Here is a 14,137-nt window from a genome sequence, read left to right on the forward strand (position 1 = left end):
TTAGTCTGTGTCGCGAGACGCTAATTCCTCTGTATCAGGAACTTTACCTTCAGCTGACGCGGGCCTTACGCACGCCTTCGGAGAGTGCCGAGCACAAGCTCAGTACACCGTCGACGGCTTGCGCCGGCGTAGTCGCATTGGCGATGTGATCGATCAACGCCGAACCCACCACCACACCATCGGCCAGACGCGCAATGGCCGCTGCTTGCTCCGGGGTACGGATGCCGAAACCGATGCTGATCGGCAGATCGGTGTGACGGCGCAGACGGGTCACCGCCTCTTCGACGTGCTCCAGGGTTGCAGCACCGGCACCGGTCACACCGGCGACCGACACGTAGTACACAAACCCGGAGCTGCCGTTGAGCACCTTTGGCAGACGCGCATCGTCGGTGGTTGGCGTGGTCAGACGGATGAAGTCCAGACCGGCAGCCTGCGCCGGGTCGCACAGCTCGGCATTGTGCTCAGGCGGCATGTCTACGACGATCAGGCCATCGACGCCGGCCTCTTTCGCATCGGCGATGAAACGCTCAACGCCGTACATGTGGATCGGGTTGAAGTAACCCATCAGCACCAGCGGCGTATCGCTGTTGCCTTCGCGGAATTCACGAACCATTTGCAGGGTTTTCAGCAGGTTCTGCTTGGCACCCAAGGCACGGATGTTCGCCAGTTGAATTGCCGGGCCGTCGGCCATCGGGTCGGTGAACGGCATGCCCAACTCGATCACGTCGGCGCCAGCACCCGGCAAGCCTTTAAGGATCGCCAGCGAAGTGTCGTAGTCCGGATCACCGGCGGTGACGAAGGTCACCAGCGCGGCGCGGTTCTGTTCTTTGAGGTCGGCAAAACGCGTTTGCAGGCGGCTCATCAGTGTTTCTCCTGCTTGGACTGTTCCATATGGTGCATGACGGTCTGCATGTCTTTGTCGCCCCGGCCGGACAGGTTGACCACCATCAGGTGATCCTTAGGCAGCTTCGGCGCACGTTTGAACACTTCAGCCAAGGCGTGAGCGCTTTCCAGGGCAGGGATGATCCCTTCCAGGCGGCAGCATTTGTGGAACGCGTCGAGGGCTTCGTCGTCGGTCACCGAGGTGTATTGAACGCGACCGATGTCATGCAACCACGCGTGCTCAGGGCCGATGCCTGGGTAATCGAGGCCAGCGGAAATCGAGTGGGCGTCGATGATCTGGCCATCGTCGTCCTGCAGCAGGAAAGTCCGGTTACCGTGCAATACACCCGGAACGCCGCCATTCAGGCTGGCCGCGTGCTTGCCGGTTTCGATGCCGTAACCCGCCGCTTCAACGCCGATGATTTCAACGCTCTTGTCGTCGAGGAACGGGTGAAACAGGCCCATCGCATTGGAGCCGCCACCGATGCACGCCACCAGGCTGTCCGGCAGACGACCTTCCTGCGCTTGCAACTGATCGCGGGTTTCCTTGCCGATGACGGCCTGGAAGTCGCGAACCATCGCCGGATAAGGGTGCGGGCCAGCCACGGTACCGATCAGGTAGAAGGTGTTGTCGACGTTGGTTACCCAGTCACGCAGGGCTTCGTTCATCGCATCTTTCAGAGTACCGGTGCCGGCCACCACCGGAATCACTTCAGCGCCCAGCAGTTTCATGCGGAAGACGTTGGCCTGCTGACGTTCGATGTCAGTGGTGCCCATGTAGATCACGCAATCGAGACCGAAACGTGCCGCTACAGTGGCAGTGGCCACGCCGTGCATGCCGGCGCCGGTCTCGGCGATGATGCGTTTCTTGCCCATGCGTCGCGCCAGCAGGATCTGGCCGATGCAGTTGTTGATCTTGTGCGCGCCGGTGTGGTTCAGCTCTTCGCGCTTGAGATAAATCTTCGCGCCGCCGCAGAACTCGGTCAGGCGCTCGGCGAAATACAGTGGGCTCGGACGTCCGACGTAGTCACGCTGGAAGTAGGCCAATTCTTCTTTGAACGCCGGATCTTCCTTGGCCGCTTCGTATTCGCGGGCCAGATCGAGGATCAACGGCATCAGGGTTTCCGCCACGTAGCGGCCACCGAACGAGCCGAACAGGCCGTTATCGTCCGGGCCGTTGCGCAGATTGGAAGTGTTCGAAGTCTGGGTCATGAGTCGCTCCAGGTGAATTCGGGTCAAAAGACAATGACGACCACTCTACCCCTGACCTTCCAGACTGAAAACCGATAAGATCGCCACAACCTGTCAGGAAAACTCACAGATACCATGAGCCACGACCTTCCTCCGCTGAACGCATTGCGTGCGTTCGAAGCGACCGCCCGATTGAACAGCGTCAGCCAGGCTGCCGAGCAGTTGCACGTCACGCATGGCGCGGTCAGTCGTCAGCTCAAAGTGCTGGAAGAGCACTTGGGCGTCAGTCTGTTCGTCAAGGATGGGCGCGGCTTGAAACTCACAGATGCCGGCATGCGTTTGCGCGATGCCAGTGGCGAGGCGTTTGACCGGTTGCGCAGTGTTTGTGCTGAATTGACGCAAAGCACGGCGGATGCGCCGTTTGTACTCGGCTGCTCTGGAAGCTTGCTGGCGCGCTGGTTTATTCCGCGCTTGGGCCGATTGAATGCTGATCTCCCGGATTTGCGTCTACACCTGTCAGCGGGTGAAGGCGATCTCGATCCTCGACGTCCGGGATTGGATGCTTTGCTGCTATTCGCCGAGCCGCCATGGCCTGCGGACATGCAGGTCTATGAACTGGCCGCAGAACGCATCGGTCCGGTCATGAGTCCGCTGTTTAGCGGTTATCAGCGCCTGGAAACCGCGCCAGCCTCGGCGCTGCTCAATGAACCGCTGCTGCACACCACTTCGCGTCCGCAAGCCTGGCCAAGCTGGGCACAGCAAAACCACCTCGATGCCAAAGCATTGAAGTTGGGACAGGGTTTCGAGCATTTGTATTACCTGCTGGAAGCAGCAGTCGCCGGTTTGGGCGTGGCAATCGCGCCGGAGCCGCTGGTGATCGAGGATTTGAAGGCAGGTCGCCTGGTTGCGCCATGGGGCTTTTGTGAAACCCCGGCGCAACTGGCGTTGTGGCTACCCAAGCGCGCCGCAGACGGACGCGCCCGGCAACTGGCGCAATGGCTCAAGAACGAGCTGCGCCAGACGGATCACTCGCCGCGCTTGAACAGCAAGTAAGCCGCGAGCAGACCGATCGCACCGACTGCCACACCGGCCGTCGTCCACGGATGTTCCTGGGCGTAATCACGGGTGGCGATCCCGGTTTCGCGGGTTTTCACTTTGACTTCTTCATAGGCATCGCTGAGCAAGTGACGTGAATGTTTCAGCGCACTTTCGGCATTGCTTTTCAGCGCCTTGAGGGTCTTGCGCGACTCGTCCGAAGCGTCGTCCTTCAAGCTTTCCAACGATTTGAGCAGACTCTCGATCTCGGCTTCCATGCTTTGCAACGAGGCTTTACGTAAAGAGGTGTTGGCCATGGTGGCTCTCCTGCATTGGTGATGAGTGGCGTGTGTTGGTTGGGACTTCAGCGGTTTGAGAAAGTGCAGAAAATCTGAACTTCGTCCGCGCACAGCCACCGAAATCAACAGTGCAGATTCACTGCTAGTCTCAATTCCACACGCCAAGGAGATCGCCATGAGTGACCATCACACGTACAAGAAAGTCGAGCTGGTCGGTTCGTCCGCCAGCAGCATCGAAGACGCCATCAACAACGCGCTGGCCGAAGCCAACAAGAGCATCAAGCATCTTGAGTGGTTTGAAGTGGTCGATACCCGCGGCCACATCAAGGACGGCAAGGCTGCGCACTTTCAGGTGACGCTGAAAGTCGGCTTCAGGATTGCCAGCAGCTGAGTTTGGTCTAGTCTTCTGAACTTGCGCGCTGGCCGAGTGCCATAGGAATGGCAAAGCGCTACAGGGTGAGTGCATCGGGTGAACGCTCGATGCCCGCCTTTTTTAATCCGACCAGGGAGTGCGACCGATGAAGAAGTTCATGTTGGCAGTAGGTTTGTTGAGCCTTGCGGGTGGTGCGTTTGCTGCCGGTAAGCCATGTGAAGAGCTGAAAAGCGAGATCGCGGCGAAGCTGGATGCCAAGGGCGTTTCCGGGTATTCGCTGGAGATTGTCGATAAGGGCGCAGCGGCTGGCGGCGACGTCGTCGGTACCTGCGAAGGCGGAACCAAGGAAATCGTCTACAAGCGCGGTTGATTGCGCCTGAAATACAAAAAGCCGACGTGAATGCGTCGGCTTTTTTGTGTCTGAAAGTTTTGTGGTGTGTTTGAGATTGATCCCCCTCACCCCAGCCCTCTCCCCCAGAGGGGCGAGGGGGAAAGGGAGCAGATCGGGGGTTGTTCAGAACCTGAGTACGACTGGAGTTTTCAGGTCGATGTTGGGCGCAAGAACACCTCGGTCAGTCCCCTCTCCCTCCGGGAGAGGGCTAGGGTGAGGGTGTTTTTTGGCCTTTCAGCCCTTCATCACCTGCGCCAACAACTCGTAGGAATGCACACGATCAGCGTGTTCGTAGAGATCACTGGTAAAAATCAGCTCATCCGCCTGGGTCTGCTCAATCAGCACTTCAAGTTTGGCGCGAATCTTCTGCGGGCTACCCACCATCGCGAGCCCAAGGAAATCACCCACCGCTTCACGCTCATGCGGCAGCCACAGGCCGTCCATGGTTTTCACCGGCGGACGCTGCACCAGGCTCTGCCCACGCATCAACGCGAGAATGCGCTGGTACACCGATGTCGCCAGGTAATCGGCTTGCTCATCGGTGTCCGCTGCCACCAAAGGCACGCCGAGCATCACGTAAGGCTTGTCGAGCACCGCCGACGGCTTGAAGTGATTGCGATAAACGCGGATCGCCTCGTGCATGAAGCGCGGGGCGAAATGCGAGGCGAAGGCGTAAGGCAAACCGCGCTCACCGGCCAGTTGGGCACTGAACAGGCTGGAACCCAGCAACCAGATCGGCACATTGGTGCCGGTGCCCGGCATCGCGATCACGCGCTGATCCGGGGTACGCGGGCCGAGGTAGCGCACCAGTTCGGCGACGTCTTCCGGGAAGTCATCAGCGCTGCCGGAGCGCTCGCGGCGCAGCGCCCGGGCTGTCATCTGATCGGAACCGGGCGCGCGGCCCAGACCGAGGTCGATCCGCCCCGGATACAGACTTTCGAGGGTGCCGAACTGCTCGGCGATGACCAGCGGCGCATGGTTGGGCAGCATCACGCCGCCGGAGCCGACACGAATCGTCGACGTACCACCAGCCAGATAGCCGAGCAATACCGACGTCGCAGAACTGGCGATGCCGTCCATGTTGTGGTGTTCGGCCACCCAGAACCGCGTGTAGCCGAATTTCTCGACGTGCTGCGCCAGATCCAGCGAGTTGCGCAACGATTGCGCCGGGCTGCCGTGTTCGCGCACCGGTACCAGATCGAGGGTGGAAAATTTTACGTCGGACAGTTGTTTCATAAACCTGCGTCTCCGAGTGAGGAGGCAGGCTTTTCTTGCAAACGAAAACCTGCCAAATCCATAAGCGTGTTTTGTGCAATGAGGGCATATACCCGAGTTTCAATAGCAGCGATGAAATTTCCTACTAAAAAAGTCAACGATTCAGCCGGGCTGAACTTTGCTGCGGCGTCTATCCTCAGAAGCCTTGCAAGCAAAACCACGACGACGCGGCGTTTCCGCGTCAGATCTTGAGGAGGCAGACATGGCTATCGTGAAGAAAGCATCCGCACATTGGGCAGGCGATCTGAAAACCGGCATTGGCTCGATCTCCACTGAAACCGGTGTCCTCAGAGAAGCACCGTACGGCTTCAAGGCCCGCTTCGAGGGTGGCAAGGGCACCAACCCGGAGGAACTCATCGGTGCCGCGCATGCCGGCTGTTTTTCCATGGCGTTTTCGATGATTCTGGGCGATGCGGGGCTGAAGGCCGACAGCATCGACACTCAGGCTGAAGTGACCCTCGATCAGGTAGAGGGCGGGTTCGCGATCACGGCGGTGAAACTGATCCTCAAGGCGAAAATTCCGGGGGCGACGCAGGCGCAGTTCGAAGAACTGAGCAACAAGGCCAAGGAAGGGTGCCCGGTGTCCAAGGTACTTAATGCGAAGATTACGCTAGACGCTTCGCTGGTCAGCTAATTTGTCGCTGACCGGTCTGACGCTATCGCGAGCTGGCTCACTCCTACAGTTGATCTCCAGCGGACACAATTATTGTGAGCGACGAAGATCCCCTGTAGGAGTGAGCCTGCTCGCGATAGCCATCTGCAGATCAACCAAGGTTTGAAACCTTCAACACAAGTTGTGAGCGAAGTCAGAACCCTCGCTGTAAAAGTATGGTCGAATCAATGACAGCAGCTTCAGCGCACGCCCGTGCGCGCTGCCTCAGGGAGCTTCACTCATGAAACGTATTGGCTTGGCGATTCTCTGCAGTGCACTGGCCACCTCGGTAATTGCGGCACCCAAAGACTGCGAAGAACTCAAGAAAGAGATCGAAATCAAGATTCAGGCTAAAGCAGTGCCGTCCTATACACTGGAAATCGTAACCAAGGAAGAAGCTGCGAAACATGACATCGCCATGGTGGTCGGTTCATGTGAGAACGGCACCAAAGCGATCATCTACCAGAAAAACGACAGCTGAAACATTTCACATGATGCAGTTGTAGTCACGATCTTCGGCAACGATTTCGCGCTTGGCGTTGTACAGCCGGGCACTCGGAGTGAACCCCAGCGAACGCCCCTCCAGCACATAACGCTGCCCGGCCTCGAAATGGTCATAGCGGATGTACAGATAGCACAGCCGCTCCACCGGGCCGTTCATCAAGCTGCCGCCACCACCAAACACTTCGAAATCGAACCGCACGCGCAGTTCGTGACTGCCGGGGGTGACCTGAAAGTAGCGCCCGTCATTCAGTCGCTGTTTGTCGAGACGCTCGGCCATCAGCACTTTACCGCCGGGTGTCGGCGTCGAAAAATCGACCCAGGCCATGTGCGGATCGGCCGGGGGCAAAGGCGTCTGACAACCGGCCAAAAGACCGGCAGCGAGCAACAACAGCAACTGGCGCATGATGAATATCCACGGATGTGAATCCTCAGCATAGCGCCGATCAGGTGCGCTGACAGCCTGCCGGTGTGCCTTGACCTACCACTTTGCGCTGCTCGTCATAAAGCTTGGCCCATGGTCGAAAGCCGATACTGCCGGCCTGCAACTGATAACGCTGGCCGGCGTTGAAGTCCTTGAATTTCACGCTCAACTGGCAATCGCGCCACAGCGGCTCAGCGTCGGGACCGATATTGGTCGCCTCCACCGGAAACTGATAACGCACCTTCAACTCATGGCTGCCTGGCTGCACTTCGAAGTAACGTTTGTCGTCGGTCACGCTGCTATCGACCTTCAGCGCTTGCAACGACGTGTCCTGCTGCCGGGCATCAAGATCGATCCAGGCTTGCGAAGGGTCAGGATCGGGCATTCCGAATCCGGCACAACCGGCCAGCGTCAGCAGGCCTCCTGACAGCATCAACATGCGCATAGCGGTGCTCCTTTAGGCGGGATAGTCTTGCGGGCAGACTCTCCGGGGGATTTCTTATTTTGATCAGGCCGTTTCCAAGCCTTGGGTTACTTGATCGCGTTTTTCGGGTTTTGTTTCCGGGTGTGTTGTTTTTGTTGCTCAACGGTTGCGCCAGCGTCAGCTATTACGCTCAGTTGGCCAGCGGTCAGTTGCAATTGCTGCGGGCGCGCGAGCCTGTGGAGCAGGTGATCAACGACCCGAGCCGCGACGCGACACTGCGCGCGCACCTGGCTCAATCGCAAAAGGCCCGCGCCTTTGCCAGCGAGCATCTGCACTTGCCGGATAACCAGAGCTATCGTCTTTACGCCGACATCCATCGCCCGTATGTGGTGTGGAATGTGTTCGCCACGCAGGAGTTTTCCCTGACGCCGCAGAATCATTGCTTCCCGATTGCCGGGTGTGTGGCCTATCGCGGCTATTACAGTCAGAGCGCCGCGCGCGGCGAAGCGGCAATCCAGCGATTGCAGGGCATGGACGTATCGATAGGTGGCGTTGAGGCCTATTCGACGCTGGGTTGGTTCAACGACCCGATCCTTAATTCGATGATGGGCTGGGGTGATGAGCGCCTGGCCACGTTGATCTTTCATGAGCTGGCGCATCAGCGCTTTTACGTGAAGGACGACACCGAGTTCAACGAATCCTTCGCCTCGTTTGTCGAGCAGGAAGGCACGCGGCAGTGGCGGGCGTTTCGTGGGTTGCCGGCGGACACCGATTCGCGGCTGAAGCAGCGCGATCAGTTCATTGAATTGGTCCTCGATACCCGTTCACGGCTGGAAAAACTGTATGCCCAGCCATTGCCGGCTGAGCAAATGCGCGAACGCAAAGCGGCCGAGTTCGAGCAGTTTCGCCGGGATTATCGGGTGATGAGGGACAGCCAATGGGCTGGGGACAAGCGTTACGACGCTTGGGTGAACGCGCCGCTGAACAATGCGCGGTTGCTGCCGTTTGGGCTTTATGACCAGTGGGTGCCGGCGTTTGCGGCGTTGTTCAAAAAGGTCGGGGGGGATTGGATGAGGTTTTATGCGGAGGTGGAGAAGTTAGGGGAGCTGCCGGCCGCCGAGCGCAAAGCGGCGCTGAAAGCGTTGGCTGACTCTCAGACCTTTCGTGGCTGAATTGGCCTCATCGCTGGCAAGCCAGCTCCCACAGGGACAGCGGTGAACCTGAGTACATCACTCACCTGTGGGAGCTGGCTTGCCAGCGATGGCGTACTGATCAGCGCTGCAGAAACGCCTGATGCAACGCGTCCAGCGTTTCAAAGTGATAAGCCGGCGCCTCGGCATTCAACTCTTCAAAACTGCCAAACCCATAACCGACCGCCGCCGCATCCAGCCCATTACTGCGTGCCCCGATCAGGTCATGCTTGCGATCACCGATCATCAGCGTATCCGACGGATCCAGCCCTTCTTCCTTGATCAGATGCGCAATCAGCTCAACCTTATTGGTGCGCGTGCCATCCAGCTCGCTGCCGTAAATCACCTTGAAGTGCCGGGCAAAATCAAAATGCCGGGCAATCTCGCGGGCAAATTCCCACGGCTTCGAAGTGGCGATATACAGCTGCCGTCCCTGCCCGCTCAGGGTTTCCAATAAAGGCGTAACACCATCAAACACGCGGTTTTCATACAGGCCGGTGACCTTGAAGCGTTCGCGATAAAAATTCACCGCCTGCCACGCCTTGGCTTCATCAAAATCGTAGAACTGCATGAACGCCTGCAACAACGGTGGGCCGATGAAGTGTTCCAGTCTGGTCAGGTCCGGCTCATCGATACCGAGCTTGGCAAGGGCGAACTGGATGGAACGGGTGATGCCCTCACGCGGGTCGGTCAGGGTGCCATCGAGGTCGAACAGAACGGTCTGGTAATGCATGAGAAATCCTGAGCAGGTGTAAGGCGATTCAGAGCTGGTCGTAGCCTTCGGCCAGATGCAGGTCCTTGAGTTTCACGTAGTTCGCCGCGCTGTAGGTGAAGAAGGCTTTTTCCTTGTCGGTGAGTTCCCGCACCTGTTTTACCGGGCTGCCGACATAAAGGAAGCCACTTTGCAGCCGTTTGCCCGGCGGCACCAGGCTGCCGGCACCGATGATCACATCGTCTTCGACCACCGCGCCATCCATGACAATGCTGCCCATGCCGATCAATACGCGGCTACCGACGGTACAACCATGCAGCATCACTTTATGGGCGATGGTCACGTCATCGCCGATCAGCAGCGGGAAACCGTCCGGATTGAACGGACCGGCATGGGTGATGTGCAGCACGCAACCGTCCTGGACGCTGGTGCGCGCACCGATGCGGATGCGGTGCATGTCGCCGCGGATCACGGTCAACGGCCAGACCGAGCTGTCGTCGCCGATTTCGACGTCGCCGATGACCACTGCCGAGCCATCGACAAACGCGCCCTTGCACAGGCGTGGGGTGTGATTCTGGTACTTGCGAACGGACACGATAATTTCTCTCTCTGTCGCCGATAGCTGCGGTGAATGCCGATTGTAATTAAGATGGGGCAATGTTTCCCCAGCCAAGGTGCCAACCGTGAGCGTGAACAACCCTCTGCTGCAGTCCTACGACCTGCCACCGTTCTCCACGATCCGTGCCGAACACGTCCTGCCAGCCATTGAAACCATCCTGGCCGACAACCGCGCCGCCATCGCCGAAATCCTCAAGACTCAGGTTCAGAACCCAACCTGGGCCGGGCTGGTACTGGCGATGGACGAACTCAATGATCGCCTCGGCGCTGCCTGGAGCCCGGTCAGCCACCTCAACGCCGTGTGCAACAGCGCCGAACTGCGCGAAGCCTACGAGTCGTGCCTGCCGGCCCTGAGCGCCTACTCCACCGAGATGGGCCAGAACCGCGAACTGTTCCAGGCTTATGAAGCGCTGGCCAACAGCCCGGAAGCCGCCGGCTTCGACGTGGCGCAAAAGACTATTCTGGAACACGCCCTGCGTGACTTCCGTCTGTCGGGTATCGACCTGCCGGAAGCCGAGCAAAAGCGCTATGCCGAAGTGCAGAGCAAACTGTCCGAGCTGGGCAGCCGCTTCTCCAATCAACTGCTCGACGCCACGCAGGCGTGGACCAAGCACGTCACCGACGAAGCCGCCCTCGCCGGCCTGACCGATTCGGCCAAGGCGCAGATGGCGGCCGCCGCACAGGCCAAAGGCCTCGACGGCTGGCTGATCACCCTGGAATTCCCAAGCTATTACGCGGTGATGACCTACGCGCAAGACCGCGCACTGCGCGAAGAAGTCTACGCCGCCTACTGCACCCGCGCCTCGGATCAAGGCCCGAACGCCGGTCAGAACGACAATGGCCCGGTGATGGAAGAGATCCTCGACCTGCGTCAGGAGCTGGCCAAGCTGCTGGGTTTCGCCAGCTTCTCCGAGCTGAGCCTGGCGACGAAAATGGCCGAGTCCAGCGATCAGGTGCTGAGCTTCCTGCGTGATCTGGCCAAGCGCAGCAAGCCGTTTGCCGCACAGGATCTGCAACAGCTGCGCGCCTACGCCGCCGAACAGGGCTGCGCAGACCTGCAAAGCTGGGACAGCGGTTTCTACGGCGAGAAACTGCGTGAGCAACGCTACAGCGTCGCCCAGGAAACCCTGCGCGCCTACTTCCCGATCGACAAAGTGCTGGGCGGTCTGTTTGCCATCGTTCAGCGCCTGTACGGCATCGAAATCGCCGAGCAGAAAGGCTTCGATACCTGGCACCCGGACGTGCGCCTGTTTGAAATCAAAGAAAACGGCCAGCACGTCGGCCGCTTCTTCTTCGACCTCTATGCCCGCGCCAACAAGCGTGGCGGTGCATGGATGGACGGCGCCCGTGACCGTCGCCGCACTGTCGACGGCGTGCTGCAAAGCCCGGTGGCCAATCTGGTGTGCAACTTCACCCCGGCCGACAGCGGCAAGCCTGCGCTGCTGACTCATGATGAAGTGACCACGCTGTTCCACGAATTCGGTCATGGTCTGCATCATCTGCTGACCCGCGTTGATCACGCTGGCGTTTCCGGCATCAACGGTGTCGCGTGGGACGCGGTCGAGCTGCCAAGCCAGTTCATGGAAAACTGGTGCTGGGAGCCGGAAGGCCTCGCGCTGATTTCCGGTCACTACGAAAGCGGCGAGCCGCTGCCCCAGGACCTGCTGGAAAAGATGCTCGCGGCGAAGAACTTCCAGTCCGGCCTGATGATGGTCCGTCAGCTGGAATTCTCGCTGTTCGACTTCGAGCTGCACGCCACCCACGGTGACGGCCGCAGCGTGCTGCAAGTGCTCGAAGGCGTGCGTGACGAGGTGTCGGTGATGCGCCCACCGGCCTACAACCGCTTCCCGAACAGTTTTGCGCACATCTTCGCCGGGGGTTATGCGGCGGGTTACTACAGCTACAAGTGGGCTGAAGTGCTCTCGGCCGATGCCTTCTCGAAGTTCGAAGAGGACGGCGTGCTCAACGCTGAAACCGGTCGTGCCTTCCGCGAAGCGATTCTGGCGCGCGGTGGTTCGCAGGCGCCGATGGTGCTGTTCGTCGACTTCCGTGGCCGTGAGCCGTCGATTGACGCACTCTTGCGCCACAGCGGCCTGAGTGAGGACGCGGCAGCATGAGTGAGGCACCTGTGATTACCAAGAAGCGCTTTATCGCCGGGGCGGTCTGCCCGGCGTGCAGCGAGCCGGACAAGTTGATGATGTGGAACGAGGACAGCGTGCCGCACCGTGAATGTGTGGCCTGCGGTTACTCGGACACGCTGAACGAGCAAGGGCTGTCGGTACCGAAAGAACTGGGCACGCGGGTCAACACCAGTGCATTGAACAAACCTGCGGCGGACAAGACCGTGCAGGCGGTGCAGTTCTTTCCGAATCCGAAGCTGAAGAAAAAGTCCGAGGACTGAGCTGCGACTGGAAAACCTTCCACGATGCAACGTCGTGGAAGGTCGTGGATTACTTCAGATTGACTGACTGAAACCAGCTCTTCATCGAGCAGGTGGCGAACGCGCTGGTGCTGCAATCACCATTGGCCAGCGCTGTGCGCAGTTTGTCGACATCGGCCTGCATTACATAGCGGACACTGTCGCGAAAGTGCCCACTCTCACCGAAACCGCCCTGGGTCATCTCGCTCAAGGCGTCTTCTTTACTCCAGCCCTGCACCACCACGCGGTACATCGCCGCCATCAGGCCGGTGCGGTCGGAGCCGTGTTTGCAGTGCATCAACACCGGACCCTTGGCTTCGGCAGACTGAATAGCCCGCAGGGTCTTGAGCACGTCGGCGTCGTCAACGTGATTAGTGCGATACGGCAGTTGCACCTGGTTAATGTCCGGCTCGGACAACCAATTACTGTCGGCTTCCGGGAGGAAGTTGATCACCGTGGCGACCTTGAGATTTTTCAGCAACGGTACGGCGCCGCCATCCGGCAATGCGCTGCGATAGAGCGTCGGCGACATCTGGAACAGGTTGTATTGCACTCCGACCGGTTGCGCCCAATCAGTGGGACGGGCCGTCGCTGTCGCAGTCGCAGTCGCAGTCGCAGTCGCCGCAGCCTGGGCTGGCAGCCAGTGCAACAGCGCGACAAGCGATAAACACAAAGCAGGGAACAAACGCACTCGGGACATGCTGGGGTAACCGTGTCGGGGTTCATCGGTGATAGGAGCCGCAGCTTCGGCGTTGCGCGGTCAAAGCCCTGTGAGGCGCTTGTCAAAGAATTGTGAATGGACACTGTTTCATTCATCGCCACTCAGAAAACCGGTGTTTTTTCCGATGAATCGGTTCATCGAGAAGCTTAGCCTGCTACCATTTGTCACATGATGTTGCAGGCGCGTCCCCTTTTCCTGGGTCAGACCGCTGTTGTCGCGACGAAAAATCCTCAAGCCGCTCGCAGAAGCGGCTGTCCCTTAATGCCTGATGAGGTGCACCACCATGTCTGATGAAAATCGAGACAACCCGCGGCGTGAGTTTTTGCGCAAATCCCTGACCCTGATCCCGGTGGTCACCCTGGCCGGCACCGGTCTGGGCAGCAGCGTGCTGCAAGCGGCGCCCGAAGCCGCACCCACTGCACCCGCGCCGCAACCGGTCCGCGCTGATGCCGGGGTTTATCAGCCGAGCTACTTCACCGCCGAAGAATGGGCATTCATCAATGCCGCCGTCGCGCAATTGATCCCCAACGATGCCCAAGGCCCGGGCGCGCTCGAAGCCGGTGTGCCGGAATACATCGACCGGCAGATGAACACGCCGTACGCCGCCGGTGCCCTTTGGTACATGCAAGGCCCGTTCAATGCCGACGCCGCGCCGGAAATGGGCTGGCAGAGCAAACTGGTGCCCAAAGAGATCTATCGCCTCGGCATTGCCGCCACGGATCAGTGGGCAAAATCCCTCAACGGTAAAGTATTTGCTGAGCAAGACAGCGCTACCCGAGACGATTTGCTCAAGCAACTTGAAGCGGGCAAGCCGCAATTCGATGCGGTGCCGGCGAAGATTTTCTTCAATCTGCTGCTGCAAAACACCAAGGAAGGGTTCTTCTGCGACCCGATCCACGGTGGCAACAAAGGCATGGTCGGCTGGACCATGATCGGCTTCCCCGGCGCCCGCGCCGATTTCATGGATTGGGTGGAACGCAACGAGCAATACCCCTTCCCGGCAGTTTCGATTCGCGGCGAGAGGGCGTAA

The 14,137-nt window shown here is 59.3% G+C and carries 18 protein-coding genes; 9 read left to right on the forward strand and 9 right to left on the reverse strand.

Annotated features, from left to right (window positions below; all coding sequences use genetic code 11):
* Nucleotides 1-49: 49 nt before the first annotated feature.
* Nucleotides 50-862, reverse strand: a complete 813-nt coding sequence (gene trpA / locus ACM6JQ_RS18525; protein WP_007911667.1) for a tryptophan synthase subunit alpha — start codon at nucleotides 860-862, stop codon at nucleotides 50-52.
* A complete protein-coding gene (gene trpB / locus ACM6JQ_RS18530) occupies nucleotides 862-2,094 on the reverse strand; it encodes a tryptophan synthase subunit beta (protein ID WP_034152277.1) in 1,233 nt (410 codons plus the stop codon). Before trpB ends, trpA begins: the two co-directional genes overlap by 1 nt.
* A 114-nt stretch (nucleotides 2,095-2,208) precedes the next feature.
* On the opposite strand from trpB, the gene ACM6JQ_RS18535 reads away from it, so the two are divergent.
* Nucleotides 2,209-3,126, forward strand: coding sequence for a LysR family transcriptional regulator (locus ACM6JQ_RS18535; protein ID WP_414894470.1), 918 nt, complete (start codon nucleotides 2,209-2,211; stop codon nucleotides 3,124-3,126).
* On the opposite strand, the gene ACM6JQ_RS18540 is transcribed toward ACM6JQ_RS18535, so the two are convergent.
* Complete coding sequence (locus ACM6JQ_RS18540; protein WP_007911686.1) at nucleotides 3,099-3,425, reverse strand: DUF883 family protein; 327 nt, start codon at nucleotides 3,423-3,425, stop codon at nucleotides 3,099-3,101. The two genes, ACM6JQ_RS18535 and ACM6JQ_RS18540, sit on opposite strands and share 28 nt — an antisense overlap.
* A 157-nt stretch (nucleotides 3,426-3,582) precedes the next feature.
* On the opposite strand from ACM6JQ_RS18540, the gene ACM6JQ_RS18545 reads away from it, so the two are divergent.
* Together ACM6JQ_RS18545 and ACM6JQ_RS18550 are read left to right on the forward strand one after the other, a co-directional pair.
* On the forward strand, nucleotides 3,583-3,798 hold the full coding sequence (locus ACM6JQ_RS18545; protein WP_007911688.1) for a dodecin: 216 nt from the start codon (nucleotides 3,583-3,585) through the stop codon (nucleotides 3,796-3,798).
* Nucleotides 3,799-3,925: 127 nt separating this feature from the next.
* Nucleotides 3,926-4,150 carry a DUF1161 domain-containing protein gene (locus tag ACM6JQ_RS18550; protein WP_007911690.1) on the forward strand — a complete coding sequence of 75 codons (225 nt, stop codon included), beginning with the start codon at nucleotides 3,926-3,928 and terminating at the stop codon, nucleotides 4,148-4,150.
* 255 nt (nucleotides 4,151-4,405) lie between these two features.
* Here ACM6JQ_RS18550 and ACM6JQ_RS18555 read toward each other — a convergent pair whose 3' ends face one another.
* Complete coding sequence (locus tag ACM6JQ_RS18555) at nucleotides 4,406-5,407, reverse strand: LLM class flavin-dependent oxidoreductase (RefSeq protein ID WP_414894471.1); 1,002 nt, start codon at nucleotides 5,405-5,407, stop codon at nucleotides 4,406-4,408.
* A 241-nt stretch (nucleotides 5,408-5,648) separates the two neighbouring features.
* Here ACM6JQ_RS18555 and ACM6JQ_RS18560 point away from each other — a divergent pair, with 241 nt between their 5' ends.
* Both ACM6JQ_RS18560 and ACM6JQ_RS18565 read left to right on the forward strand, forming a co-directional pair.
* Nucleotides 5,649-6,080: an OsmC family protein gene (locus ACM6JQ_RS18560; RefSeq protein ID WP_127925340.1), complete on the forward strand. Its 432-nt coding sequence runs from the start codon at nucleotides 5,649-5,651 to the stop codon at nucleotides 6,078-6,080.
* Between the two features lie 259 nt (nucleotides 6,081-6,339).
* Entirely contained in the window at nucleotides 6,340-6,579 is a 240-nt protein-coding gene (locus ACM6JQ_RS18565) for a DUF1161 domain-containing protein (RefSeq protein WP_007911697.1), read from the forward strand.
* Nucleotides 6,580-6,585: 6 nt separating this feature from the next.
* On the opposite strand, the gene ACM6JQ_RS18570 is transcribed toward ACM6JQ_RS18565, so the two are convergent.
* The gene (locus ACM6JQ_RS18570) at nucleotides 6,586-7,005 is read right to left on the reverse strand and encodes a hypothetical protein (protein ID WP_007911699.1); all 420 of its coding nucleotides are present in this window, start codon (nucleotides 7,003-7,005) and stop codon (nucleotides 6,586-6,588) included.
* Between the two features lie 40 nt (nucleotides 7,006-7,045).
* Complete coding sequence (locus tag ACM6JQ_RS18575) at nucleotides 7,046-7,468, reverse strand: hypothetical protein (RefSeq protein WP_414894473.1); 423 nt, start codon at nucleotides 7,466-7,468, stop codon at nucleotides 7,046-7,048.
* A 59-nt stretch (nucleotides 7,469-7,527) separates the two neighbouring features.
* On the opposite strand from ACM6JQ_RS18575, the gene ACM6JQ_RS18580 reads away from it, so the two are divergent.
* A complete protein-coding gene (locus ACM6JQ_RS18580) occupies nucleotides 7,528-8,619 on the forward strand; it encodes an aminopeptidase (protein WP_414894474.1) in 1,092 nt (363 codons plus the stop codon).
* A gap of 100 nt (nucleotides 8,620-8,719) precedes the next feature.
* On the opposite strand, the gene ACM6JQ_RS18585 is transcribed toward ACM6JQ_RS18580, so the two are convergent.
* Both ACM6JQ_RS18585 and ACM6JQ_RS18590 read right to left on the reverse strand, forming a co-directional pair.
* Nucleotides 8,720-9,370, reverse strand: a complete 651-nt coding sequence (locus ACM6JQ_RS18585) for an HAD family hydrolase (RefSeq protein ID WP_414894475.1) — start codon at nucleotides 9,368-9,370, stop codon at nucleotides 8,720-8,722.
* 28 nt (nucleotides 9,371-9,398) lie between these two features.
* A complete protein-coding gene (locus tag ACM6JQ_RS18590; RefSeq protein WP_414894476.1) occupies nucleotides 9,399-9,944 on the reverse strand; it encodes a gamma carbonic anhydrase family protein in 546 nt (181 codons plus the stop codon).
* Between the two features lie 88 nt (nucleotides 9,945-10,032).
* Here ACM6JQ_RS18590 and prlC point away from each other — a divergent pair, with 88 nt between their 5' ends.
* Together prlC and ACM6JQ_RS18600 are read left to right on the forward strand one after the other, a co-directional pair.
* Nucleotides 10,033-12,084, forward strand: a complete 2,052-nt coding sequence (gene prlC / locus ACM6JQ_RS18595) for an oligopeptidase A (protein WP_095113094.1) — start codon at nucleotides 10,033-10,035, stop codon at nucleotides 12,082-12,084.
* Nucleotides 12,081-12,368: a YheV family putative zinc ribbon protein gene (locus ACM6JQ_RS18600; protein WP_095113095.1), complete on the forward strand. Its 288-nt coding sequence runs from the start codon at nucleotides 12,081-12,083 to the stop codon at nucleotides 12,366-12,368. Before prlC ends, ACM6JQ_RS18600 begins: the two co-directional genes overlap by 4 nt.
* A 49-nt stretch (nucleotides 12,369-12,417) precedes the next feature.
* Here ACM6JQ_RS18600 and ACM6JQ_RS18605 read toward each other — a convergent pair whose 3' ends face one another.
* Nucleotides 12,418-13,086, reverse strand: coding sequence for a dual specificity protein phosphatase family protein (locus ACM6JQ_RS18605; protein ID WP_095113096.1), 669 nt, complete (start codon nucleotides 13,084-13,086; stop codon nucleotides 12,418-12,420).
* Nucleotides 13,087-13,390: 304 nt separating this feature from the next.
* Here ACM6JQ_RS18605 and ACM6JQ_RS18610 point away from each other — a divergent pair, with 304 nt between their 5' ends.
* Nucleotides 13,391-14,137, forward strand: a complete 747-nt coding sequence (locus ACM6JQ_RS18610) for a gluconate 2-dehydrogenase subunit 3 family protein (protein ID WP_007911712.1) — start codon at nucleotides 13,391-13,393, stop codon at nucleotides 14,135-14,137.

Source organism: Pseudomonas sp. IT-232MI5 (genome assembly GCF_949767845.1).
In the GTDB taxonomy this organism is placed as follows: domain Bacteria; phylum Pseudomonadota; class Gammaproteobacteria; order Pseudomonadales; family Pseudomonadaceae; genus Aquipseudomonas.

Bases quoted from the DNA above. Each gene is read 5' to 3' on its own strand.
- ACM6JQ_RS18585 (WP_414894475.1), bottom strand. From the start codon at position 9,370: ATGCATTACCAGACCGTTCTGTTCGACCTCGATGGCACCCTGACCGAC.
- ACM6JQ_RS18565 (WP_007911697.1), top strand. From the start codon at position 6,340: ATGAAACGTATTGGCTTGGCGATTCTCTGCAGTGCACTGGCCACCTCG.
- ACM6JQ_RS18540 (WP_007911686.1), bottom strand. From the start codon at position 3,425: ATGGCCAACACCTCTTTACGTAAAGCCTCGTTGCAAAGCATGGAAGCC.
- ACM6JQ_RS18570 (WP_007911699.1), bottom strand. From the start codon at position 7,005: ATGCGCCAGTTGCTGTTGTTGCTCGCTGCCGGTCTTTTGGCCGGTTGT.
- trpA (WP_007911667.1), bottom strand. From the start codon at position 862: ATGAGCCGCCTGCAAACGCGTTTTGCCGACCTCAAAGAACAGAACCGC.
- ACM6JQ_RS18555 (WP_414894471.1), bottom strand. From the start codon at position 5,407: ATGAAACAACTGTCCGACGTAAAATTTTCCACCCTCGATCTGGTACCG.
- ACM6JQ_RS18550 (WP_007911690.1), top strand. From the start codon at position 3,926: ATGAAGAAGTTCATGTTGGCAGTAGGTTTGTTGAGCCTTGCGGGTGGT.
- trpB (WP_034152277.1), bottom strand. From the start codon at position 2,094: ATGACCCAGACTTCGAACACTTCCAATCTGCGCAACGGCCCGGACGAT.
- ACM6JQ_RS18575 (WP_414894473.1), bottom strand. From the start codon at position 7,468: ATGCGCATGTTGATGCTGTCAGGAGGCCTGCTGACGCTGGCCGGTTGT.
- ACM6JQ_RS18610 (WP_007911712.1), top strand. From the start codon at position 13,391: ATGTCTGATGAAAATCGAGACAACCCGCGGCGTGAGTTTTTGCGCAAA.
- ACM6JQ_RS18545 (WP_007911688.1), top strand. From the start codon at position 3,583: ATGAGTGACCATCACACGTACAAGAAAGTCGAGCTGGTCGGTTCGTCC.
- ACM6JQ_RS18560 (WP_127925340.1), top strand. From the start codon at position 5,649: ATGGCTATCGTGAAGAAAGCATCCGCACATTGGGCAGGCGATCTGAAA.
- ACM6JQ_RS18605 (WP_095113096.1), bottom strand. From the start codon at position 13,086: ATGTCCCGAGTGCGTTTGTTCCCTGCTTTGTGTTTATCGCTTGTCGCG.
- ACM6JQ_RS18535 (WP_414894470.1), top strand. From the start codon at position 2,209: ATGAGCCACGACCTTCCTCCGCTGAACGCATTGCGTGCGTTCGAAGCG.
- ACM6JQ_RS18600 (WP_095113095.1), top strand. From the start codon at position 12,081: ATGAGTGAGGCACCTGTGATTACCAAGAAGCGCTTTATCGCCGGGGCG.